Annotated in this window: 1 protein-coding gene; it reads left to right on the forward strand. The window is 65.3% G+C overall.

Annotated elements, in window-relative coordinates; genetic code table 11:
* The first annotated feature begins 237 nt into the window (after positions 1-237).
* On the forward strand, positions 238-1,440 hold the full coding sequence (locus tag AC0L2R_RS33680) for an integrase core domain-containing protein (protein WP_473514085.1): 1,203 nt from the start codon (positions 238-240) through the stop codon (positions 1,438-1,440).
* Positions 1,441-1,485 lie beyond the last annotated feature (45 nt).

Raw genomic sequence — 1,485 nt, forward strand, 5'->3', positions numbered from 1 at the left:
GTCGGCGCTGCCCCTCATTGCCCTGCCGGGCATTTCTCCCCGTATAGTGACGGGGAGAAAGAGCTGGCCGCAACGGCGGCGCCTACAACGCTGGCGATTGGCGAAACCATCGATGACAGCATCCCTCTCCCCGTCTCTATACGGGGAGAAGGAGCTGATGTCCGAACCGGATAGATAGGTAACAGAATGGACTAATTGCATGGGTGACAGTTTTCTCCTCTGCCGGGAGGACTGGCGATGGTTTGGCGAGAGACTGACATCATGGATGAGCGGCTTCGGTTTGTTGTGGCGTGCCTGGCGGGTGATGAGACGATGACGCAGCTGTGTGCTGACTTCGGGGTGTCGCGCAAGATCGGCTACAAATGGCTGGGACGGTACCGGGAGTTCGGCCCGGAAGGTCTGCATGACCGGCCGCGGGCGCCGCTCAATCATGGCCGGGCGACGGCGGTGGATCTGGTGGAGCGGATCGTTGCTTCGAAGGAGGCACATCCACTGTGGGGGCCGAAGAAGATCATGGCGCGGCTCAAGCGCACCGTTCCCGAGTTGGCCTGGCCGTCGGCCTCGACGGCTGGCGCGATCCTGGAGCGGCATGGGCTTGTCGGTCGGCGGCGCGCCCGCTGGAAGGCGGCGGGCAACGGACCATGGCCGCCGGCCGAGGAGCCGAACGCGGTGTGGACGGGCGACCACAAGGGCTGGTTCCGCACCCGTGACGGGTGGCGCTGCGAACCGTTGACGGTGATGGATGCGTCGTGCCGCTTCCTTTTGGCGCTCGAAGCGACGGGCTCGACGGCGGACGACGAGGCCTGGCCGGTGTTCGAGCGGCTGTTTGAGGAACATGGCCTGCCGGATCGGTTCAGAAGCGACAATGGCTCGCCTTTCGCGTCGGCCGGCGTCACCGGGCTGACGCCGCTGTCGGTGCGCTTTATCAAGCTCGGCATCACGCTGGAGCGGATCGCACCCGGCAAGCCGCAGCAGAACGGATGCCACGAGCGCTTCCACCTGACCATGCTGCCGCTGGCCAAGGCGCCGGAGGCCGACAGAACCGCCCAGGGCCAGGCTTTCGAAGCCTTCCGGCGCAGCTACAATGAGGAGCGTCCGCATGAGGCGCTGGCCATGGACACCCCGGCGCAGCATTACCGCTCCTCGTCGCGCGCCATGCCCGCGACACCGCCCGAGCCCGATTATCCGGCCGAGGCGGCAGTGCGCAGCGTGCGCCACAATGGCGAGATCAGGTGGAACGGTGGTTTCGTCTACGTTTCCAAGACGCTGGCCGGCGAAGCGGTCGCCGCCATCGAAACCGAGGATGGCCAATGGGCGCTCAACTTCCATGCCCACCCGCTCGGGATCCTCGACACGAGGCGCATGAAGCTTGTCCGCCGCAGCGCCGCGCCAACCAAACCGCTTGGCGCTGCGGCGGACACTACAGGGGGAAAACTGTAACCCATGTATCCGGTTCAAAGTGTTACCCATCTATCAACTGGACAC

This window comes from Mesorhizobium sp. WSM4820, from assembly GCF_055811075.1.